Here is a 20,957-nt window from a genome sequence, read left to right as displayed (position 1 = left end):
GCCGTTCCACGGGGCCCAGGGCCGGCCTTCCCGGCGGCAAACCTGGCCCTACCTTCCCCGGTAGTACACCGTCCCACCTCCCCCAACACACCATGCCCAAAATCGTCTCGCCACAAGTGGAGTTCAGCTTCCTGCTGCGACAGGTCAAAGAGCACGCCCCCGAAATCTTCGACCAGGAAGGGCGTTTCCTCAACCTGCTCGAAGGCCGCTGGCAGGAGCCCGGCCAGCCCCGCGCCTTCCACTCGCCCGTCGACGGCTCCGAGCTGGGGGCCCTGCCCCTGCTCAGCCAGGACGTGGCCCTGCGGGCCGTGGCCGCCGCCAAGGCCGAAGCCCCCGCCTGGGCCGCCACCGACCTGGCCGAGCGCCAGCGCCGCGTGCGCGACTGCCTCGACCAGCTCACGCCCCTGGCCGACCTCATCGGCAAGCTGCTGATGTGGGAAATCGGCAAGACCTACGCCCTGGGCTTCAGCGACATCGACCGCGCCATCGACGGGGCCCGGTGGTACGTGGACCACATCGGGCCCATGCTGCAAGGCCGCCAGCCCATCGGACTCGTGAGCAACATTGCCTCCTGGAACTACCCGTTTTCGGTGCTCTTCCACGCCGTGCTGGTGCAGGCCCTGGCCGGCAACGCCGCCATCGCCAAAACGCCCACCGACGGCGGCTTCATCTCCCTGAGCCTGGCCTTTGCCATCGCCCGCCGCTGCGGCCTGCCCGTGTCGCTGGTGAGCGGCCCTGGGGCCGCGTTGAGCCAAGCCCTGGTGCAGGACGCGCACGTGGACGCCCTGAGCTTCGTGGGCGGCCGGGTGGGCGGCCGCTACATCGCCGACGGCCTCACCCAGCAGCACAAGCGCTACATGCTGGAAATGGAGGGCGTGAACGCCTACGGCGTCTGGAATTTCTCGAACTGGGACCTGCTGGCCCAGCACCTGCGCAAGGGCTACGACTACGGCAAGCAGCGCTGCACGGCCTACGTGCGCTTCGTAGTGGAGCGCCGCCTGTTTCCGCAGTTCCTCGAAACGTACCTCGGCGTCATCAAGAGCCTGAAGGTGGGCAACCCCACGCTGGTCGACGGCCCCTACGACCCGCTGCCGGAGCTGGCCTTTGGGCCGGTCATCAACGCCCGCCAAGCCGAAGACCTCGACCGCCTCTACGCCAACGCCCTGCAAACCGGGGCCACCCCCCTCTACGACGGCCAGCTCGACGATGCCCTGTTCCTGCCTGGCCAGGACCGCAGCGCTTACCGCGCCCCCCGGGCCCTGGTGGGCCTGCCCCGCCAGAGCGAGCTGTACTACAAGGAGCCCTTCGGCCCCATCGACAGCGTGGTGCTGGTGGACCGCGTGGAGGAGTTGGTGGGCGAGATGAACATCTCGAACGGGGCCCTGGTGGCCGCCGTCGTTTCGGACGACGCGGCCTGGGCGGCCCGCACGGCCAAGGAAATCCGCGCCTTCAAGGTGGGCGTGAACGCGCTGCGCTCGCGCGGCGACCGGGCCGAGGCGTTCGGCGGCCTGGGCGAGTCGTGGAAGGGGGCCTTCGTGGGCGGGGCCCTGCTGGTGGAGGCCGTCACGCAGGGCTACGCGCCCGTGCTCGGCAACTACCCCGACGCCACGCTGCTGCCGGAGAAAATCTAGCGGCGGGCCAACGTACTATTTACGCGGCGGCTCCGGCAACGGGGCCGCCGCGTTTTCGTTTCCAGCTCAGCCGCAGCTACCTTCCCGGCGCGGCCCGTTGCCACCGCCCCGGGTGGTTTTGTTGGTCCCAAAAATTATTTCCGCCATGAAAAACGCCCCCGGCTTCCTGCCCTCCCGCCGCAATTTTGTGCGCACCCTCTCGCTCGGTACAGGCGCGGCCCTGGCCGGCACGGCCGCCCTGGCGGGGCCCCTGCGCCGGCTGGCCGGGGGCCCCGGCGCTGACCGCCAGCTGGGCGTGGCGCTGGTGGGCCTGGGCGGCTACAGCGCCGGGCAGCTGGCCCCCGCGTTGCAGCAAACCAAGCGGTGCCGGCTGGCGGGCATCGTGACGGGCACGCCGGCCAAGGCGGCGCAGTGGAAGCAGCAGTACAACATCCCCGACCAGAACATCTACGACTATAAAACCTTCGACCGGATAATCGACAACCCGGCCATCGACATCGTGTACGTGGTGCTGCCCAACGCTTTGCACGCCGAGTACGTGGTGCGGGCGGCGCAGGCCGGCAAGCACGTCATCTGCGAGAAACCGCTGGCCACGTCGGCGGCCGATGCCCGGCGCATGATTGCCGCCTGCCAAAAGGCCGGCAAGCAGTTCAGCGTGGGCTACCGGCTGCATTTCGAGCCCCACAACCTGGAGATGATGCGCCTGGGCCAGCGCGAGGTGTTCGGCCCGGTGCGGCACCTGCTGGCCGATAACGGCTTCCGGCTGAGCACCCCCAGCTGGCGCGTGAACCGGGCCTTGAGCGGCGGGGGCCCGCTCATGGACATGGGCATTTACTGCGTGCAGGGCTGCCTCTACACCAAGGGCCAGGTGCCGGTGTCGGTCACGGCCAAGTTCATCCCCAACCCCGACCCGCAGCTGTTCAAGAACGTGGAGGCCGGCATCGACTGGCAGTTCCAGTTTGCCGACGGGGCCACGGCCGACTGCCGCACCCGCTACACCGAAAACATGACCGCCCTGCTGCGCGCCGAAAGCCCCAAGGGCTGGGCCGAGCTGGCCCCGGCCTTCGGCTACGGGGGCCTCCGGGGCCGCACCAGCCAGGGCCCCATGAACCTGCCCAACCTCAACCAGCAGGCCACCCAGCTGGACGATTTCGCCGACTGCATCCTCCGCAACCGGCCCACCCGCGTGCCCGGCGAGATGGGCCTGCGCGACGTGCAGCTGCTCGAAGCCATCTACCGCGCCGCCGAAACCGGCCAAAAGGTATCGACCAAGGAAGTGCAGCAGCTCATCGACCACACCAACGCCGGCAAGTAGCCGGGGCCCTAGCGCGCCTGCCCCGGAAACTTCGCAAACGCCTCGGCCACGCCCTTGTCGATTTGGTGCGCCGCTTTGTCGGGCTTGCGCGAGAGGACGCGCGTGGTGGTGCCCTGCCAGATTTGCTCCTGGCGGGCGGCGTCCACCACGTCGATGGTGGCGGTGCCCTCGCGGTACTGGCCGATGGGCACGTTCTGGGCCTGCCAGTGGTAGCTGCGCTGGCCGATGTAGTACGGGGCCCCGTCGTTCAGGTAGTTGGTTTCGCGGGTTTGCACCATCTCCTTGCTGCTGATGCCGATGTTCACCAGCAGGTCGGGCCGGGCGGCGCGCCGGTAGCCACGGGCCTCCATTTCGTGCGCCACGGCCCGCTTCAGTTCAAAAACGTTCGCGCCCAAATCCGAAGAAGCCGAATCGTGGCGGGCCGTTTCCTCCACGAGGTTGTAGGTTTTGTAGCGTGTGAAATCGACGTTTGGTTTTTGATCGGTTTGCACGGCCTGCCCCCACGAAGGCGAGTTGGCCGCCAGCCTCAGGGCCAGCGCGAGCAACGGTTTTTTCAGTAATTGGAAAGAGAAAGACATGGCAAGGAACAGTTGGAATGAGTGGGGTAGAATCCCGGAACGTGCACCTGCCCAACGCAGCCAGGAAAGAATTCATTTCCCGGGCGACCCAAGCACTAAAAGGGGGCCCGCAACCGTAGTCACGGGGCCCCCTTTCGTGGCAGGCTAATACCAAAATTTAGGCGGCTTTGATTCTATCCAGCGCCGCCATATCGTCCGGTATAAGTTGAATGTCAACGGTTTTCATGTTTTCTTCCAGGTGCTTCACTTTGGAAGTGCCGGGGATGAGCAGGATGTTGGGCGAGTGGTGCAGCAGCCAGCTCAAGGCAATCTGCTGCGGGGTAGCGCCGTGCTTCTGGGCCACTTGGCCGAGGGCCGCCAGGGCCTCCTTATTGCCGCCCGCGAGCGGGTACCACGGAATGAAGGCGATATTGTTGTCGCGGGTGTAGTCGAGCACTGGCTCCCACTTGCGGTTGTCGACGCTGTACATGTTCTGCACCGACACGATTTCCACGAACTCCTGGGCCTTCTTAAGCTGGTCCACATCCACTTCCGACAGGCCGATGTGCTTGATGTAGCCGTCCTGCTGGGCCTTTTGCAGGAACTTCAGCGTGTCCTCGAACGGCACGTTGGGGTCGATGCGGTGCAGCTGGTACAGGTCTATCTGGTCGAGCTTCAGGCGCTTGAGGCTGCCGTGCAGCACCTCCTCCAGGTGCTTGGGGCTGGCGTCGACGGGCCACTGGTTGGGGCCCGTGCGCAGCAGTCCGCCCTTGGTGCCGATGACGAGGCCCTTGGCGTAAGGGTGCAACGCCTCGGCAATCAGCTCTTCCGACACGTTGGGCCCGTAGCTGTCGGCCGTGTCAATGAAGTTTACGCCCAGCTCCACGGCCCGCCGCAGCACGCGGATGGACTCGTTGTGGTCGGCCGGGGGCCCCCAGATGCCGTCGCCGGTGATGCGCATAGCCCCGTAGCCCAGGCGGTTCACGGTAAGGTCGCCGCCGATGGTGAACGTGGCGGGGTACGTTGCGGTGGTGGTTGCCATTGTTGAAATCTTAAAATGAGCGCCCGGGCCAGGTTTGACCGGGGCATTCGGTTAAGACGTTTTATTGGCGGCTATGTTTTACCGGCGGCCCTGCGGGTGGTAGGCCAGTGGGGACCCAACGTATTACTTTTAGCCCATCCCCTTTTCAATTTATCAAGGTAGCATAATGGCCACGCCTCCTGCCGAAGTTTGGTTGTTCCGTATCCTCCATGCTGATAACGTGGCCTATGCTTTACGTCATGGCTTATTCACCCGCAGTCATCCGTTGCACGATCCTAACTATATTTTTATTGGCGATGCAACACTAACCACTGCCCGGCACGAATATCACATCCCAATGGTCGGTGCTGGCAGTTTGGGTGACTATGTACCTTTCTATTTTGGGCCGCTTTCGCCAATGCTACTGAATATCAAAACGGGTTGGCGTGGTGTGACGCAACGCCCGCAACGCGACATAGTATACTTTTGCTGCCGCTTGGCTGATGTACAGGCATGTGGCCAGCCGGTAATTTTTACTGATGGCCATGCCAAAACCCGTACCTCCCGCTTCTTCCGCAACTTAACCGATCTAGATCAACTAGATTGGCCCGTTATCAAGCTTCGCTACTGGCCTGACGCAGAAGACAACGACCGTCAGAGGCGCAAACAAGCCGAATGCTTAGTTTGGGAACACGTTCCGCCGAATTGCGTCAGCCACATCGTCGTATTCGACGAAGCCCAGCGAGCTTTCGTCGCTGGCCTGTTACAGGCCATAGGCCACCGCGCTGCTCTGCACGTAGAAGCTGCTAAGTTTTATTTTCACTGATGATAACCTACCACACCGGCAATCTACTCGACGCCCCAGCGCAAGCGCTGGTCAATACTGTCAATACCGTCGGGGTTATGGGAAAGGGCGTGGCGCTGCAATTCCGTGAACGGTTTAAACAGAACTACGCAGCCTATCTAAAAGCCTGCAAGCAAGGCGAACTATCCCCCGGGCACCTGCTAGCGGTGGAGGAACTGACGGCAAATGGCCCGCTGCTAATTATTAATTTCCCTACCAAAACCGACTGGCGCCGTAAGTCTACCTATGGCTACGTCGAAGCTGGCTTGCGCGCCCTGGCCGACCTTATCGGGCAGCGTCAACTAACCAGCGTAGCACTGCCTCCGCTGGGTTGCGGCCACGGGGGCCTCGATTGGGAGCGGGTCCGTCCTTTGATTGAGCAGTACCTGGGCGGGCTGCCCACCACCAACGTGTTGGTGTACGAACCAAACGCGCAGGTCAAAGCCCTGCTCCAGCAAAAGCCTGCTGCCACCGGCCGCCTTACCCCGGCGCGGGCCATGCTGCTCTATAGCCTTTTCGCTTACGAAAGCCTGGGCGAAGAAGCCAGCATATTCGCGGCCAATAAGTTAGCTTATTTCTTACAGCGGCTAGGCGAACCTTTAAAATTACAGTTCAAAGCCCATCATTACGGCCCTTATTCTCCGGCCGTGCAGCACGTGCTCTATAACCTCAACGGCAAGTACATACAGGGCTTGGAGCAAAACGAAGCAAAAGCATTTGAGCCGCTGGCTCTGAACTACGGTTACTTTGAAGAGCTTGGCGCGTACATCGCCCAGCACCTCAGCCCGGAGCAACAGCATCGCCTCAACAGCTTACTAATGCTCATCGATGGTTTTCAATCTTCGTTATCATTGGAAGTATTGGCATCGGTGGATTTTTTGCAAACGAACGAGCCGAACCAAAGCATTGGCCAACTACACGCTGGATTGCAAACTTGGTCAGAGCGGAAACGCCGCTTAATATCTCCCTACCATGTGCAGGTAGCTTACGAGCACTTGCAGCGCTACAAACACCAGGAATCACTCTTTACTTAGCAGCAGCTTAAAAACAGGGCCCCGCAGCATCCGCTGCGGGGCCCTCCCTATTTAACCCTACCGCAGCGCCAGCGCCGCGTCCGGCACCTTGGCGGCCAGTTCGCGCACGGCCTGGGCGATGCCGGCGGCGTCGAAGCCGCATTCTTTGTAGAGCTGGTCCTGGGTGCCGTGCTCCACCACCCGGTCGGGGATGCCGAGGCGGCGCAGGGGCAGGTGCTGGCCCTGGTCGGTCAGGAATTCGAGCACCGCCGAGCCGAAGCCGCCCATCAGGCAGCCGTCCTCCACCGTTACGAGGGCGCGGTAGCGGCGGGCCACGGCCAGCAGCAGCTCCTCGTCCAGGGGCTTGCAGAAGCGCAGGTCGTAGTGGCCCACGTCGAGGCCCTCGGCGGCGAGGGCGGCGGCGGCCTTCGCGGCGTAGTTGCCGATGTGGCCGATGGTGAGGAGGGCCACGCCGCCGGCCTCGCCCTCGTGCACCACGCGGCCCGTGCCCACGGCCACGCGCTGGAGCAGGGTGCGCCACTCGGGCAGCACGCCCTCGCCGCGCGGGTAGCGGATGCTGAAGGGGCCCGCGTTTTCGGGCAGCTGGGCGGTGTACATCAGGTTGCGCAGCTCCTGCTCGTTCATGGGGGCCGCCACCACCATGTTGGGGATGCAGCGCATGTAGGCCAGGTCGTAGCAGCCGTGGTGGGTGGCCCCGTCGGCCCCGGCGAAGCCGGCGCGGTCGAGGCAGAACACCACGTGCAGGTTTTGCAGGGCCACGTCGTGGACCACCTGGTCGTAGCCCCGCTGCATGAACGAGGAGTAGATGTTGCAGAACGGCACCAGGCCCTGGGTGGCCAGGCCGGCCGAAAACGTGACGGCGTGCTGCTCGGCGATGCCCACGTCGAAGGCGCGGGTGGGCATGGCGGCCATCATCAGGTTCAGCGACGAGCCCGAAGGCATGGCCGGCGTCACGCCCATTATTTTGTCGTTGGCCTGGGCCAGCTCCACCAGCGTGTGGCCGAACACGTCCTGGTACTTCGGCGGCTGGGGCGCGGTGGGGATTTTAGTGTAAATCTCGCCGGTAATCTTGTCGAACAGGCCCGGCGCGTGCCACAGCGTTTGGTCCTTCTCGGCCAGCGCGTAGCCCTTGCCCTTCACCGTCACGCAGTGCAGCAGCTTGGGCCCCGGAATGGCTTTGAGGTCGTTCAGCACCTCCACCAGGTGCTGCACGTCGTGCCCGTCCACGGGCCCGAAGTAGCGGAAGTTGAGGGCCTCGAACAGGTTGCTCTGCTTCATCAGGGTCGCCTTCATGGCGGCCTCCACTTTGCGGGCAATCTGCCGGGGGTTGGGGCCGAACTTGCTGAGCTTGCCCAGCACGTTCCACAGCTCGTCGCGCACCTTGTTGTAGGTGCGCGAGGTGGTGATGTCGGTCAGGTACTCTTTCAGGGCCCCCACGTTGGGGTCGATGCTCATGCAGTTGTCGTTGAGCACGACAATCATGTTGTTGCCGATGGCCCCGGCCTGGTTCAGGGCCTCGAAGCTCATGCCGGCCGTCATAGCCCCGTCGCCAATCACGGCAATGTGCTGGCGGTCAAACTCTTTCTTGTAGTCCGAGGCCACCGCCATGCCCAGCGCCGCCCCGATGCTGGTGCTGCTGTGGCCCACGCCAAAGGCGTCGTACTCGCTTTCGCTGCGCTTGGGAAAGCCCGACATGCCCCCGTAGCGCCGGTTGGTGGGGAACCGGTCGCGCCGGCCGGTGAGGATTTTGTGGCCGTAAGCCTGGTGGCCCACGTCCCAGACCAGCTGGTCGTAGGGCGTGTTGAAGACGTAGTGCAGGGCCACCGTCAGCTCGACCACGCCGAGCGAGGCCCCGAAGTGCCCGCCGTAGATGCTCACCGTGTCGATGATGAACTCGCGCAGCTCGGTGCTGACCTGCACTAATTGCCCGGGGGCAAGCTTTTTAAGATCGTCGGGCGAGTTTATTGCCGCCAGGAGCGGGCCGGGTTCAACTGTCATCGGGGCAAGCATCGGAGTGGGAGGCGGTAAGCAACCGCCGGGCCCGCGAAATGATTGGCTGGCCAGTGGTAAAGGTACGGCGCGGCCGCTCAGGCGGTTCTCGGCGGCGCGGCCATTCAAGCCGTTTTAAAAGCCGCGCCGGATGCGGCTTCCGGGTCGGGGCATCGGGGCCCCGGTAGCCGGTTCCGAAAACCGCTGGGGCTGCTACGGGTTAGTGGCAGCGGGCAAAACCCGCTTCGTCGGTACAATCCTGCTCTTTATCGGTGATTTTCAAAATAACTACCCCCCCAAGCAACCTTTTGCCGTAGGCTACGCACTTTGGAGGCTATCCTAAATTTATGAAACCCAGAACTCTTACCACTACCCTGCTGCTGGCCACGGCCTTAGCGGGCACCGCTCACCTCGGCTACGGCCAACAGGCCCCCGGCCGGCCGGCCCTGCCCGGGGCCCCCACCCGCGTGGCGGGCCGCCTCACGGGCACCATCACCGACGGGGCCAACGGCAAGCCCGTGTCCTACGCCTCGGTGGCGGTGCTCAACGCCGCCGGCAGCCCCGTGAACGGGGGCGTGTGCGGCGACGACGGCAAATTCGTGCTGCCCGGTATTCCGCCCGGCACCTACACCATCAAAATCAGCTTCCTGGGCTACCAGGATTTCACCCGGGCGGGCGTGGTGGTGCCGGCCGACGGCGGCGCGGTGGCCCTGGGCACGCTGCCCCTGGCGGCCTCGGCCCAGAAGCTGGGCGAAGTGGTGGTGGTGGCCCAGAAGCCGCTGATTGAGGAAAAGGTGGACCGCACGGTGTACAACGCCGAAAACGACCAGACCACCCGCGGCGGCGACGCCACCGACGTGCTCAAGCGCGTGCCCCTGCTGAGCGTGGACCTCGACGGCAACGTGAGCCTGCGCGGCTCCTCCAACATTCGGGTGCTCATCAACAACAAGCCCAGCACGATTGCCGCCAACAGCATCGCCGACGCGCTGAAGCAGATTCCGGCCGACCAGATTAAGAGCGTGGAGGTGATTACCTCGCCCTCGGCCAAGTACGACGCGGAAGGCTCAGGCGGCATCATCAACATCGTGACCAAGCAGAATAACCTGCGCGGCGGCCAGCTGGGGGCCGACCTCAGCGCCGGCACCCGCTCGGCCAACCTGGGCCTGAACGGCAGCTATCGCACCGGTAAGATGGGCTTTTCGCTCGGCGGCTTTGGGCGGGCCGGCTACAACACGCCGGGCAGCTTCAGCAACAACCAGACGACGTACACCGACCTGTCGCACGCCAATAGCTCGACCACCACCCAGTCGGCCGACACGCGGCAGAACCAGGTGTTCGGGCGCTACACGCTGGGCTGGGACTACGACATCGACAAGCACAACTCGCTGGCGGCCTCGGTGAGCTACGGCACCCGCAACGCCAAAAACTACCAGGACGCGCTGCTCACCAACACGTACCGCGACAGCCTGGGCACGCGCCTCAACCGGCCCTCGACGCTGCGCAACGTGACCACCAACGACCAGTCGGGCACGGTGGACGCCAGCCTGAACTACACCCACACCTACGAGGTGGAGCAGCGCGAATTCAGCGTGCTGACGCTGTTCAGCCGCAACAACCGCGTGTACGACTTCAACAACGACATCTACTCGGCGGGCGACGGCCGCACGGGCACGCTGGGCAACAACAACAAGAGTTACAACCAGGAGGTGACCGTCCAGCTGGACTACCAGACGCCCCTGGCCAAGAACCAGCTGCTGGAGTTCGGGGTGAAGGACATCAAGCGCACCGTGAACAGCGACTATTCTTATTCGGCCACCGGCCAGCAGGTTATCACGCAGCCCAACAACTCGTTCAACTACAACCAGAACGTGGGCTCGGGCTACGTGGCCTACACCATCGGCCTGCCCAAAGGCTTCACCCTGAAGCCGGGCGTGCGCTTCGAGTACACCACCATCACGGCGGATTTTGGCCAGGGCTCGCTGGCCGACATCCCCGACTACGGCGTGACAGTGCCCAGCGTGAACCTCTCGCGCAAGCTCGCCAACGGCAACGTGCTGAAGCTGGCCTACAACCGCCGCATCCAGCGCCCGTCGCTGCAATTCCTGAACCCCAACGTGCAGGCCTCCAACCCGTTGATTCAGACCCAGGGCAACCCCGGCCTGGCCCCCGAGTACACCAACAACTACGAGGTGGGCTACAGCACGTCGTTCAAGCAGGCCAACCTGAACTTCTCGGGGTTCATGCGCAACACCACCGGCTCCATCCAGTCGGTGCGCTCGCCCATCGACGCGGTGAACACGCCGCTGGGCCTCACCTACTACCCGGGGGCCGTTTTTATTACTTACCAGAACGTGGGCAAGGAAGACGCCTACGGCGGCAGCGTGTTCGTGAGCAAGAACTCGGGCAGCAAGTTTAGCATCAACGGCGGGGTGGACACATACTACGCCGTGCTCGACAACCGGATTTCCGACCCGACTTACACCGCCCGCAACGAAGGTTTTGTGGCGAGCGGCCGCTTGTTCGGCTCCTACGCCCTCACCAAGGTGTGGGGCTTGCAGGCCTTTGCCTTCTACCGCGGGCGGCAGGTGCAACTCCAGGGCTTCCAGAGCGGCTTCGGCATTTACAGCCTGAGCGTGAAGCGCGACTTCGCCGAGAAAAAGGGCAGCATCGGCTTCGGGGCGGAGAACTTCTTTACGAGCGGCATCAACATCCGCAACGACATCACCAGCCCGCTGCTGGTGCAGAACAGCGTCAACGTGCTGCACAACATGAGCTTTAAGGTGAACCTGAGCTACCGCATTGGCAAGCTCACGGTGGACCAGCGCCCCCGCAACCGCAAAGGCGTGCAGAACGACGACCTGAAAGAAGGCGGCGACAACGGCGGCGGCGGCGGCGGCGGCGGCGGCGGCGGCGGCGACGCTGGGGCCGGCGGCCAGGGCGGTGGCCAAGGCGGCCAGGGCGGCGGCGGCCAGGGCGGCCGGCCGGCCGGTGCCCGGCCCGGTGGGGCCCCGGGGGCCTACCCCGGCGGTGCCCGGCCCGCGGGGGCCCTTGGCGGGGCCCCCGGTGCGCGCCGCGACTCGGCGGCTACCCGCACCGATACTACCCGCACCGCCCCGGGCCAGGCCCCGGCCAACGGCACGGCCCGCCCCGACAGCACCTCGGGAGCCGCGCCCGCGCTGGCCCCGGCCCCGGGCACGATTCCGGGCGCGGGCACGCCCGCCGGGCTGCCGGCCGCGCCGGCCCCGGCCAACGCGCAGCCCACCAGCCCGGCCCTGCAGCCCGCCACGCCGGCCCCGGCCGCCCCTGCCACCACCGTGCCGGCGGGTACGCCTTCGCCGGGCACCACCTCGCCGGGCGGCGTCACGCCGGCGGGCAGCCCCGGCGGGCGGCCGTAGCCTTTGGGCCCAGCCAAACCCCTACTTCCCAAAAAAAGCTGACAGCTAGAAGCTAATGGCTAATAGCTTCAATGAAATGCCCTGCCGCGGTTGGCCCCGGCAGGGCATTTTGTTTGGTAACGGCGGGGGCCCATCCGGCCCGCGCCGGGGCCCGTACTTTTGACGCACTACTCCCGCCCTATGCCCGCCCTTTCCCCCACGCCCCCCCCCGCCGACGCCGGCCGGGACACCGCCCTGCTGCGGCAGCTGCGGCCGTCGCGCATCGTAGTGCCGGCCGCCATCGGGCTGGGCGTGGTGGGGTTTTTGTTCTGGCGCTCGTACCGGCCCGGCGACCTGGCCCCGCTGCTGCACGCCAAATGGCAGTGGCTGCTGGTGACGCTGCTCGTGCTCTGGGCCCGCGACCTGGGCTACATCTACCGCATCCGCCACATCACGGAGCGGGCCCTGAGCTGGCGGCAGTCGTTCGCGGTGATTGTGGTGTGGGAGTTTGCTTCGTGCGTGCTGCCCTCGGCGGCCGGGGGCACGGCGGCGGCCCCGGTCATCCTCACCCGCGAGGGCCTGCCACTGGGCAAAGCCCTGGCCTATACCATCGTCACGGCCCTGCTCGACAACCTGTACTACGTGCTGATGGTGCCGCTGGTGGTGGCCCTGGCCGGCGGGGCCCTGTACCCGCACGGGCTGCAATCGGCTTTCGTGCAGTCGCTGCGGGTGCTGTTCGTGCTGAGCTACGTGGCCGTGTCGGCCTACGCCGGGCTGCTGCTCTACGCCCTGTTCGTGAACCCGCGCTCGGTGCGGCGGCTGCTGGTGCGGCTGGCCTCGGCGCGGGGGCTGCGGCGGTTCCGGCGGCAGGCCTACGGCCAGGGCCAGCAGATGGTGCTGGCCTCGGCCCATTTGCGCGGCGCGGGGGCCCTGTACTGGTGGCGGGCCTGCCTCAGCACGGCGTTCGTGTGGACGGCCCGCTACGCCATCGTCGGCTGCCTCATCGCCGCCTTCGCCCCCATGAATGCCGACCTGTTCCTGTTCATCTTCGCCCGCAACATCACCTACAAAGTCATTCTGCTGCTGGCCATTACGCCCGGCGGCGCGGGCATTGCCGAAGGCGCGTTCCCCACGTTTTTTGGGCACTTCATGGGCACGGCTTCCATGACGAGCTTCCTCGTGCTGCTCTACCGCATCGTGACGTACTACTTCTACCTCGCGCTGGGCGTGGCCTACCTGCCGCGCTGGGTGGCCCGCACCTTCGGCCGGCCGGCGGGCCCTACCGCTTCGTAGCCGGGGCCGCCAGCGCCCCGCCGGGCCGCGGGTAGCTGCTCCAGAATTCGGGCCGGTAGGGCTGGGCAGGGGCCCCAGGCGCTCCGGGCGTGCCACCCGCTTTGGGCAGCGCGGGCGGCGGGCCGGCCGTGGGCAGCGGCTTGAAAAACTGCTCGACGGCCACCTGGTAGTAGAACGGGTGCCGGCCCGGTCCCCGGCCGGCGCTCAGGCCCTGGCCCGCGCTGCGGCGGGCGTAGTAGCGGCCGTCGCCGGCCGAGACGTAGTCCACCACGTGGGTGGTGCGGCCGGCGGTGAGCACCGGCGCAAGCGGGCCCGCCGCGGCCCCCGCCTTGCCGGAGCGCTTGCGGGCCGCGGCGTTGGCGGCCGCGGTGTCGGCCTGCCACAGCGCCTCGTAGCGCAGCACGGCGTAATCGCGCGCGCGCACCAGCAATTGGCCCTGGTAGCCGCTCAGCAGGGAGGTGCCGGTGCTGCGGCGGTCGGCCTGCTTGGCGCTGAAGCTCAGCACGTACACCGCGTCGGGGCCCTGGCCGCGCACGCTGTCGAGCCGGAGCGTGAACCGCCGCAGGTTGCGGCCCACGAACAGCGGCGAAATCCGCAGGGGGTCGGCCGAGGCGGCGGTCAGGCCCGGCCCCGCGGCGTACGGGTCCGGGTCCGGGGCCCCGCGCTGGGCCAGCACGTGCTGCTGCTGCACTTCCAGGGTGGGCTGGTCTTTGCCCGCCCCCGGCGGCCCCGGCACAAAGTGCCGGTAGCCGGCCGGCACCCGCAGCCGGCCCACGGTTTCGGCCTCGTAGCGCAGCGTGTCGAAGTTGCTGACGCGGCGGTGCGCGTACACCTCCGTGGCGTAGTCCTGCTGCTCGTAGTTGGTGGGCGCGGCCTTGATGACGCGCTTCATGATTTCCAACGGGCTGGGCGGGGCGCTGACGACCCGCGCCTCGTCCAGGGCGTAGGCCGCCGGGGCCAGCGGCACCGTCAGCTCCTCGTTGCCGCGCGGCGACTTGACCACGGCCGTGGCATAGCCCAGGCTACTGATTTGCAGCGCCGTGGGCCCCGGCAGCTCCAGCGCGAACCGGCCCTGCGCGTTGGCCGTGGTGCCCTTGCCCTGCCCCGGCACCACCACCGACGCGTAGGGTACCCCCGCCCGGCTGCGCTGGTCGAGCACCTGGCCGCGCACCAGGCGCACCCCCGACACGTCGGGGGCCGCCGCGGCCGCGTGCACCAGGGCCCCGCCCCGGCCGGCGGCGGGGTTGCGCGAGCCAAGCGGCGCGGCGCGGGCGGCCACGGCGGCGGCGGCGGTGTCGGCCGCAACGGCCGCGGCAGCTGTCGTGTCGGGGGCCCCGGCGGCGCTGTCGGGCGGGGCCACGTGCGGCGGGGCCACGTTGCGAAAAAACAAAAACCCGTCCACTACCTCGCTCCAGGGCCCGGCCAGTGGCTGGTAGTCAAAAGCGTACGTGGTGAGCTGCAGGCCGGGCGCGTCGTGCTTCAGGCTGACGAAGGCGAGGGGCCCGGGGGACCGGGCCAGCAAGTCGGCCTCCAGGGTACCGGGGGCGGGCGGGGGCACGGGCACGCCCCCGCTGCCCGCCGGCCCGTGGGTGCCCCCGCCGGCCAATGTGCCCAGAATATACACTTGGTTGGGCCCCAGGGCGGCTTTCACCGCCCGGCCCATCGGCTGGAAATTGCGCAGCTCCTCGCTACCGAGCACCTCTACATGGTTGGCGAAGTGCGGCAGGGCCCCCCAGCAGATGACCTTTTCGGCCGGGTGCTGGCGCAGGTACCACAGCAGGTTGTCGGCCATCTGGGCGTCGCGCGGGTTGCTATCGACGGCGCCGGATTTGGCGTTAGGGTGGTGGGCGGCATAGTCGCGGGCCAGGGCCCCCAGGCTGCGCAGGCACTGCTGCCAGAAGGCCGCCTCGGCGCGGCGCGCGGCGGCGGGGGCCCCGGCGGCGCGGCGCAGCAGCCGGTCGGCCGCGGCCAGCTGCGCTTCGAATTCGGCCAGGGGGTGGCCGGCCGGGAAGGCATAATGCCCGGCCAGGGAGTCCACCACGTCGCCCACCAGCTCGTAGTTCACGGCGTCGGCCCCCTTTTCGGGCTCCAGAAAATCCTCCAGGTCGTCGGCCAAATCGTCGCTGTAGTCGCCGCTCAGCTGCGGGTCGAAGCCCATGACGCGCAGGCCGTCGGGGCCCACCAGCGGCACCACAGCCCGGAATTCCTGGGTGCCCATCCACACCGGAAACACGCTGCTCGCCAGGTTTTTGGCCACCGACTTGCCGGCCGCGATGCCCTGCTGAGCCTTGTGCAGCTCAAAGAAGCCGCTCTCCATCGCCAGCGTCGTGAAACCCATCCGCTGCTGCAAAAACGCCACCAGCCGCGCTTTAGCCGCCAGCACGTTGCCCTCGCCGTGGGTGGGCTCGCCCAGGAACACCACCCGGGCCCCGCCAATTTCCGCCCGCAGAAATTCCAGCTCGGCAAACGTGGTGTCGGACGGGCTCAGGCTGCGCAGGGGGCGGGCCGGCACCGGCGCGGGGCCGGGCGCTGCCGGCTGGGCCCGCGCCGGCATTACCGCGCCCGCGCACAGGGCCCACAGCAGCAATCGAATCAGGGTCATGGCGAAAATGAAAAATTAAGGCCGCAAAGTACCAACGCAACGCCCCGCCTTTTGCGCATTCCGCGCCCCGGGCAAACCCAAAAAAAGCCCCGCGCCGAGTAGGCGCGGGGCTTTGGTAGCGGTGGTGCGGCCCCGGGGGCCGTGCCTTATTGTTTCTCCAGCATCAGCTTGGCGCCGCTGGTACCCACCAGCGTCAGCTTGTCGTCGGTAAGGGTTTCCACCGTAAACTGGTTGCCGGCGGTGGCCCCCTGGGGGGTCATCATGATGGTTTTGCCGGCCTGGTCGAAGGTGTACTTGCCAGAAGTGGATTCGGTGGGGCTCGTCATGGTGTAGTTACCGTTGGCGAAAATGCGCAGCTCCTCCTGCTTTTGCTGGTCGGTCTGGCTCATTTTTTCGCCGGTGGCGCTGGTTTCCTTGGCGGTTTTCCACACCTTGCTGTCGGTGCCGTACAACATGTTCACGGCTTCTACTTTGCCTTTATCGTTGCCGCAGGCCACCACGAACAGCGAAAGCAGCAGCACGAAGCTGGCTAGAAAGGAACGGGCAACCAGTTGGGAGTTTTTCATGAAAGGTGCAATGGTAAAGAATGGGTGTTGAGGCGCTGGCACGTGCCGGCCGTCCTGCTTACGGAACCGTAAATAAATAGTTTATTCGACAACTTCTATGCTTGTGGCCCGTAAGAACCGCCAATTGCCGGGGCCCGCTACCCGGCCGCCCTCTTTCACTTAAAACCCCACCCCCACGCCATGGGCTTGATGGATTTCCTAAACACCGAAGGCGATAAAAAGCCCGTTGAGACGACGCCCGCCGCCGGGGCGGATGCCTCGTTCGCCAGCACCGACGCCCCCGCCGATGCCAACACCTACACGGTGGTGAGCGGCGACTCTCTCTCAAAAATCGCCAAGCACCAGTACGGCGACGCCAGCAAGTGGCACCAGATTTACGAGGCCAACAAGGACCTCATCGGCAACAACCCTGACCTCATCGAAGTGGGCCAGGTGTTGGTGATACCTAGTAACTAGGTACTTTTTTGCAGAAAAAAGGCTGAAAACGCCCGGTCCCTTGGTCCGGGCGTTTTTGCGCCCGCGGCGGTAAAACTTGCGGAGGCGAAAACTTTGCTCCTATCTTTGCGTTTACCAACCCGGTACGCTCCCCCTCGCGGCGGTGCAGCGTTTCATTTTATACAGAAGCGGCGAGAGATTAGGCTCTGTGACCCGCTGGCAACCTTCGACCGCGCGAAAGGTGCCACGTCCTACCCCCTCGGCTGCGGCCCCGGCGGGAAATATGAACGGATTGCCATGACCCACCCCCTCTTCTCCCTCCCGACCCTCCCCGCCCAGCCGGCCTTGCCGGTGTTGGGCTTTTCGGCGTTGGCCGCCGGCCGAATGCGGATGGGTTGTTGGGGCCCGTGTTGTTGCGGCTAGGCTGGTGACGCGGGTACGCCCCGCCATTTCCTGACCTTTTTTGGTAGCGGCCGGCCGGCTGCCCCGGTTGCCGGGGCCCGGCCAGTTCCCCCTCAACTACACGGGCTTACTCTGATTTCCGGCGTAGCCGGTGGGCCCCCGGGACCCTTTCTTCCCCTCTTTTTCTGCAAGTTCTCACGGTTTCCACCCCTTCATCTCATATGTCCGCTCCCCTGCACTTCGAAACCCTGCAACTCCACGCCGGCCAGCAGCCCGACCCCGTCACCGGTTCGCGCGCCGTGCCCATTCACCAGACCACCAGCTACGTGTTCAAGAACGCCGAGCACGGGGCCAACCTGTTTGCCCTGAAGGAGTTCGGCAACATCTACACCCGCCTGATGAACCCCACTACCGATGTGTTCGAGCAGCGCATCGCGGCCCTCGAAGGCGGCGTGGCGGCCTTAGCGGTGGGCTCGGGCCAAGCGGCCCAGTTTATTGCCCTCAACAACATCCTCAAGCCGGGCGACAACATCGTGTCCAGCTCCTACATCTACGGCGGCACCTACAACCAGTTCAAGGTGGCCTTCAAGCGCATCGGCATCGAGGCCCGCTTCGTGGACGGCGACAGCGCCGAGGGCTTTGAGAAGCTGATTGACGAGAATACCCGGGCCCTATACGTGGAAACGATTGGTAACCCCAGCTACAGCGTACCCGATTTTGAGGCCATTGCGGCCGTGGCCAAGAAGCATGACCTGCCGCTGGTGGTGGACAACACTTTCGGCGCGGGCGGCTACCTGTTCCGGCCCCTGGAGCACGGCGCCAACATCGTGGTGGAGTCGGCCACGAAGTGGATTGGCGGCCACGGCACGAGCGTGGGCGGCGTGATTGTGGACGGCGGCACCTACGACTTCGGCAACGGCAAGTACCCGCAGTTCACCGAGCCCAGCGAGGGCTACCACGGGCTGGTGTTCAACGACGTGTTCGGCAAGGGCAGCGCGATGGGCAACATCGCCTTCATCATCCGGGCCCGGGTGGAAGGCCTGCGCGACTTCGGCCCCTCCATCAGCCCGTTCAACTCGTTCCTGCTGCTGCAAGGCCTCGAAACCCTGAGCCTGCGCGTGGAGCGCACCGTGGAAAATGCCCTGCGCGTGGCCCAGTGGCTGGAGCAGCGTCCCGAGGTGGCCCACGTGAGCTACCCCGGCCTGCCCGGCAACGCCCACCACGCCACCGCGGCCAAGTACCTCAAGCGCGGCTTCGGCGGGGTGCTGTCGTTCACGCTGCACGGCAGCAAGGAAACGGCCACGGCCGTCATCGACAACCTCAAGCTCATCAGCCACTTGGCCAACGTGGGCGACTCCAAGACGCTCATCATCCAGCCCTCGGCCACCACGCACCAGCAGCTGAGCGAGGAGGAGCAGCGCATTGCCGGCGTCACCCCCACCTCGCTGCGCCTGTCGGTGGGCATCGAGCACTTCGACGACATTGTGGCCGACCTGGGCCAGGCCCTGGCGGCCGCCACCCTGGCCGCGCCCAAGGGCGACGCCGACACCGACGACGCCATCCTGGAGCCCCAGGCCGAGCACGCCCAGCCGCTGGAAGTGTAAAGCCCTTTTCGGTGCTTGATTGTTGGGGCCTGGCGAACGGCTCGCGGCCGGTTGGCAGGCCCCAACAATCAAGTATTATTCTTCAAGGTATCGTTTTCCATGCCCGAACACTTTTTTCAGTTACCCGAGTCATTCCCGCTGGAAAGCGGCGCTGAGCTAACCGGCGGCCAGGTGGCCTACCGCACGTGGGGCCAGCTCAACGCGGCCCGCGACAACGCGGTGTGGGTGTGCCACGCCTTGACGGCCAACGCCGACGTGCTGGACTGGTGGCCGGGCTTGTTCGGGCCGGGCTGCTTTTTCGACCCGGCGGACTGGTTCATTGTGTGCGCCAACGTGTTGGGTTCGTGCTACGGCAGCACCAGCCCGCTCAGCCCCGACCCGGCCACGGGCCGGCCGCGCTACCAGGATTTCCCGCTGCTCACCATCCGCGACCTGGCGGGGGCCCACGAGGCCCTGCGTCAGGAGCTGGGGCTGGCCCGGATTCATACGCTGATGGGCGGCTCGCTGGGCGGGCAGCAGGCCCTGGAGTGGGCCGTGGCCCAGCCGGAAGCCTTTGACCACCTGGTGGTTATTGCCACCAACGCCCGGCATTCGGCCTGGGGCATCGCCTTCAACGAAGCCCAGCGGCTGGCTATTGAGGCCGACCCTACCTACCACGCCAACGAGCCCGGCGGCGGCGACGAAGGCCTGCGGGCCGCCCGCGCCATTGCGCTGCTCAGCTACCGGGGCTACGACGCCTACGCCGCCACCCAAACCGAGGCCCCCGACGATACCCGCCTGCGCGACTACCGCGCCAGCACCTACCAGCGCTACCAGGGCGACAAGCTGGTGGCCCGCTTCGACGCCTACAGCTACGTGGCCCTGAGCCGGGCGATGGACACCCACCACCTGGGCCGCCACCGCGGCGGCGTGCCGGCGGCGCTGGCTGCCATCCGGGCCCGCACGCTGGTAATGGGCATTTCTTCGGACGTGCTGTTTCCCGTCAGTGAGCAGCGCGAGTTGGCCCAGGGCATTGCCGGGGCCCGGTACGGCGAGCTGGAATCGGGCTTCGGCCACGACGGCTTCCTGCTGGAAACCGTGCAAATCGCGCAGCACCTGGAGCGCTTTTACGTGCCGGTGCTGGCACAATGAGTAAAATGTAGAACGGAGTGGCACTCCGTTTTAACGTCCGGCCCCAACGGAGTGCCACTCCGTTTTACAGGGCTCCGGCATCTTTCCTTTCTTCGATATGAACAACTTCTTTTCGTCGGCCCGCCGCGGGCCGCTAACCTTTTTGTGCAGCATACTGGCCCTGGTGGGGCTGCTGGCCGGCTGCGGCGGAAACGGCAGCCCGGTGGGCACCGCTCCCGAAACCGTTCGCCTCGACTACGCCTACTACAACCCGCTGAGCCTGGTGCTGAAGCAGCAGGGCTGGCTGGAAAAGAACCTGGCCAAGCAGAACATCAAAGTGGAGTGGGTGCTGAGCCAGGGCAGCAACAAGGCCCTGGAGTACCTGAACGGCAAGAGCATCGACTTTGGCTCGACGGCCGGAGCGGCGGCCCTGGTGGGCCGGGCCAACGGCAACCCGCTGAAAGCCATATACATCTTCTCGAAGCCCGAGTGGACGGCGCTGTGCGTGGGCCCTAAATCGACCATCGCGACGGTGGCCGGCCTCAAGGGCAAGCGCGTGGCCGCCACCAAGGGCACCGACCCGTACATTTTCCTGCTCCGGGCCCTCGACCAGGCCGGGATGAGCGAGAAGGACATCGAGCTGGTGCCGCTGCAACACCCCGACGGCCGCGCCGCCCTCGAAAAAGGCGACGTGGACGCCTGGGCCGGCCTCGACCCGCATATGGCCAAGGCCGAGCTGGAGGCGGGCGCGAAGCTCTTCTACCGCAACCCCGAGTTCAACAGCTACGGCGTGCTGAACGTGCGCGAGGAGTTTGCCCGGCAGCACCCGGCCCTGGTGGCCGCCGTGCTGCAAGCCTACGAGCAGGCCCGCGCCTGGGCCAAGCAACACCCCGCCGAGTTGCAGCAGACGCTGGCCACTGCGGCCAACCTGAGCCCTGAGGTAGCGGCCAAGCAACTTGCGCGCACCGACTTGTCCATCAGCCACTTCGGGGCCGCGCAGCTGGCCACCATCGCCGCGGCCGGCGACGTGCTCAAGAAAACCGGCACCATTGAGGCGGGCGTGGACGTGGCCAAAACCCTGGCCGCCCTTGTGGACCCGCAGTACGTGGACAAGCTGCCCGCCGCGCCGGTGGCGGTGCGGTAAGACCAGGGTCCGCCGCAAATTTCTATTATTCAATTC

At 66.1% G+C, this 20,957-nt stretch carries 15 protein-coding genes and 1 riboswitch; of the genes, 10 read left to right on the top strand and 5 right to left on the bottom strand.

Features of this window, described 5'->3' with window-relative positions; genetic code table 11:
- Positions 1-92: 92 nt before the first annotated feature.
- A complete protein-coding gene (locus HNP98_RS04140; RefSeq protein WP_173808791.1) occupies positions 93-1,631 on the top strand; it encodes an aldehyde dehydrogenase family protein in 1,539 nt (512 codons plus the stop codon).
- 145 nt (positions 1,632-1,776) lie between these two features.
- Positions 1,777-2,946, top strand: a complete 1,170-nt coding sequence (locus HNP98_RS04135) for a Gfo/Idh/MocA family protein (protein WP_173808790.1) — start codon at positions 1,777-1,779, stop codon at positions 2,944-2,946.
- 8 nt (positions 2,947-2,954) lie between these two features.
- On the opposite strand, the gene HNP98_RS04130 is transcribed toward HNP98_RS04135, so the two are convergent.
- Together HNP98_RS04130 and HNP98_RS04125 are read right to left on the bottom strand one after the other, a co-directional pair.
- Entirely contained in the window at positions 2,955-3,524 is a 570-nt protein-coding gene (locus HNP98_RS04130; protein ID WP_173808789.1) for a DUF4136 domain-containing protein, read from the bottom strand.
- 157 nt (positions 3,525-3,681) lie between these two features.
- Positions 3,682-4,545 carry an aldo/keto reductase gene (locus HNP98_RS04125; protein ID WP_173808788.1) on the bottom strand — a complete coding sequence of 288 codons (864 nt, stop codon included), beginning with the start codon at positions 4,543-4,545 and terminating at the stop codon, positions 3,682-3,684.
- 166 nt (positions 4,546-4,711) lie between these two features.
- Between HNP98_RS04125 and darT the strand changes: the two genes are divergently transcribed.
- Both darT and darG read left to right on the top strand, forming a co-directional pair.
- Entirely contained in the window at positions 4,712-5,350 is a 639-nt protein-coding gene (gene darT, locus HNP98_RS04120) for a type II toxin-antitoxin system toxin DNA ADP-ribosyl transferase DarT (protein WP_173808787.1), read from the top strand.
- Positions 5,350-6,402, top strand: a complete 1,053-nt coding sequence (gene darG, locus HNP98_RS04115; RefSeq protein ID WP_173808786.1) for a type II toxin-antitoxin system antitoxin DNA ADP-ribosyl glycohydrolase DarG — start codon at positions 5,350-5,352, stop codon at positions 6,400-6,402. Before darT ends, darG begins: the two co-directional genes overlap by 1 nt.
- Positions 6,403-6,459: 57 nt before the next feature.
- On the opposite strand, the gene dxs is transcribed toward darG, so the two are convergent.
- A complete protein-coding gene (gene dxs, locus HNP98_RS04110) occupies positions 6,460-8,400 on the bottom strand; it encodes a 1-deoxy-D-xylulose-5-phosphate synthase (RefSeq protein ID WP_173808785.1) in 1,941 nt (646 codons plus the stop codon).
- 338 nt (positions 8,401-8,738) lie between these two features.
- Between dxs and HNP98_RS04105 the strand changes: the two genes are divergently transcribed.
- Positions 8,739-11,786, top strand: a complete 3,048-nt coding sequence (locus HNP98_RS04105) for a TonB-dependent receptor domain-containing protein (RefSeq protein WP_173808784.1) — start codon at positions 8,739-8,741, stop codon at positions 11,784-11,786.
- Positions 11,787-11,966: 180 nt separating this feature from the next.
- Positions 11,967-13,058 carry a lysylphosphatidylglycerol synthase transmembrane domain-containing protein gene (locus HNP98_RS04100; RefSeq protein ID WP_173808783.1) on the top strand — a complete coding sequence of 364 codons (1,092 nt, stop codon included), beginning with the start codon at positions 11,967-11,969 and terminating at the stop codon, positions 13,056-13,058.
- Here HNP98_RS04100 and HNP98_RS22180 read toward each other — a convergent pair.
- Both HNP98_RS22180 and HNP98_RS04090 read right to left on the bottom strand, forming a co-directional pair.
- Positions 13,045-15,660, bottom strand: coding sequence for an erythromycin esterase family protein (locus tag HNP98_RS22180; protein WP_173808782.1), 2,616 nt, complete (start codon positions 15,658-15,660; stop codon positions 13,045-13,047). The two genes, HNP98_RS04100 and HNP98_RS22180, sit on opposite strands and share 14 nt — an antisense overlap.
- 146 nt (positions 15,661-15,806) lie before the next feature.
- Complete coding sequence (locus tag HNP98_RS04090) at positions 15,807-16,226, bottom strand: hypothetical protein (protein WP_173808781.1); 420 nt, start codon at positions 16,224-16,226, stop codon at positions 15,807-15,809.
- Positions 16,227-16,415: 189 nt separating this feature from the next.
- Between HNP98_RS04090 and HNP98_RS04085 the strand changes: the two genes are divergently transcribed.
- From HNP98_RS04085 to HNP98_RS04070, 4 genes are all read left to right on the top strand, one after another.
- Positions 16,416-16,682 (top strand): LysM peptidoglycan-binding domain-containing protein, encoded by a 267-nt coding sequence (locus HNP98_RS04085; RefSeq protein ID WP_246274965.1) that lies wholly within the window; start codon positions 16,416-16,418, stop codon positions 16,680-16,682.
- 154 nt (positions 16,683-16,836) lie between these two features.
- Positions 16,837-16,951: riboswitch (SAM riboswitch) on the top strand.
- Positions 16,952-17,284: 333 nt separating this feature from the next.
- A complete protein-coding gene (locus HNP98_RS04080) occupies positions 17,285-18,667 on the top strand; it encodes an O-acetylhomoserine aminocarboxypropyltransferase/cysteine synthase family protein (RefSeq protein ID WP_173808779.1) in 1,383 nt (460 codons plus the stop codon).
- 99 nt (positions 18,668-18,766) lie between these two features.
- On the top strand, positions 18,767-19,798 hold the full coding sequence (locus tag HNP98_RS04075; protein ID WP_173808778.1) for a homoserine O-acetyltransferase family protein: 1,032 nt from the start codon (positions 18,767-18,769) through the stop codon (positions 19,796-19,798).
- 97 nt (positions 19,799-19,895) lie between these two features.
- Entirely contained in the window at positions 19,896-20,921 is a 1,026-nt protein-coding gene (locus tag HNP98_RS04070; protein ID WP_173808777.1) for an aliphatic sulfonate ABC transporter substrate-binding protein, read from the top strand.
- Positions 20,922-20,957 lie beyond the last annotated feature (36 nt).

The organism is Hymenobacter caeli, from assembly GCF_013294115.1.
GTDB lineage: Bacteria > Bacteroidota > Bacteroidia > Cytophagales > Hymenobacteraceae > Hymenobacter > Hymenobacter caeli.
This window is presented reverse-complemented; position numbering and strand designations above follow the sequence as displayed.

Excerpts from the sequence above, each read along its gene's own strand:
- HNP98_RS22180 (WP_173808782.1), bottom strand. The coding sequence starts at position 15,660 with ATGACCCTGATTCGATTGCTGCTGTGGGCCCTGTGCGCGGGCGCGGTA.
- HNP98_RS04075 (WP_173808778.1), top strand. The coding sequence starts at position 18,767 with ATGCCCGAACACTTTTTTCAGTTACCCGAGTCATTCCCGCTGGAAAGC.
- darT (WP_173808787.1), top strand. The coding sequence starts at position 4,712 with ATGGCCACGCCTCCTGCCGAAGTTTGGTTGTTCCGTATCCTCCATGCT.
- HNP98_RS04100 (WP_173808783.1), top strand. The coding sequence starts at position 11,967 with ATGCCCGCCCTTTCCCCCACGCCCCCCCCCGCCGACGCCGGCCGGGAC.
- darG (WP_173808786.1), top strand. The coding sequence starts at position 5,350 with ATGATAACCTACCACACCGGCAATCTACTCGACGCCCCAGCGCAAGCG.
- dxs (WP_173808785.1), bottom strand. The coding sequence starts at position 8,400 with ATGACAGTTGAACCCGGCCCGCTCCTGGCGGCAATAAACTCGCCCGAC.
- HNP98_RS04135 (WP_173808790.1), top strand. The coding sequence starts at position 1,777 with ATGAAAAACGCCCCCGGCTTCCTGCCCTCCCGCCGCAATTTTGTGCGC.
- HNP98_RS04090 (WP_173808781.1), bottom strand. The coding sequence starts at position 16,226 with ATGAAAAACTCCCAACTGGTTGCCCGTTCCTTTCTAGCCAGCTTCGTG.
- HNP98_RS04105 (WP_173808784.1), top strand. The coding sequence starts at position 8,739 with ATGAAACCCAGAACTCTTACCACTACCCTGCTGCTGGCCACGGCCTTA.
- HNP98_RS04140 (WP_173808791.1), top strand. The coding sequence starts at position 93 with ATGCCCAAAATCGTCTCGCCACAAGTGGAGTTCAGCTTCCTGCTGCGA.
- HNP98_RS04130 (WP_173808789.1), bottom strand. The coding sequence starts at position 3,524 with ATGTCTTTCTCTTTCCAATTACTGAAAAAACCGTTGCTCGCGCTGGCC.
- HNP98_RS04070 (WP_173808777.1), top strand. The coding sequence starts at position 19,896 with ATGAACAACTTCTTTTCGTCGGCCCGCCGCGGGCCGCTAACCTTTTTG.
- HNP98_RS04085 (WP_246274965.1), top strand. The coding sequence starts at position 16,416 with ATGGATTTCCTAAACACCGAAGGCGATAAAAAGCCCGTTGAGACGACG.
- HNP98_RS04125 (WP_173808788.1), bottom strand. The coding sequence starts at position 4,545 with ATGGCAACCACCACCGCAACGTACCCCGCCACGTTCACCATCGGCGGC.
- HNP98_RS04080 (WP_173808779.1), top strand. The coding sequence starts at position 17,285 with ATGTCCGCTCCCCTGCACTTCGAAACCCTGCAACTCCACGCCGGCCAG.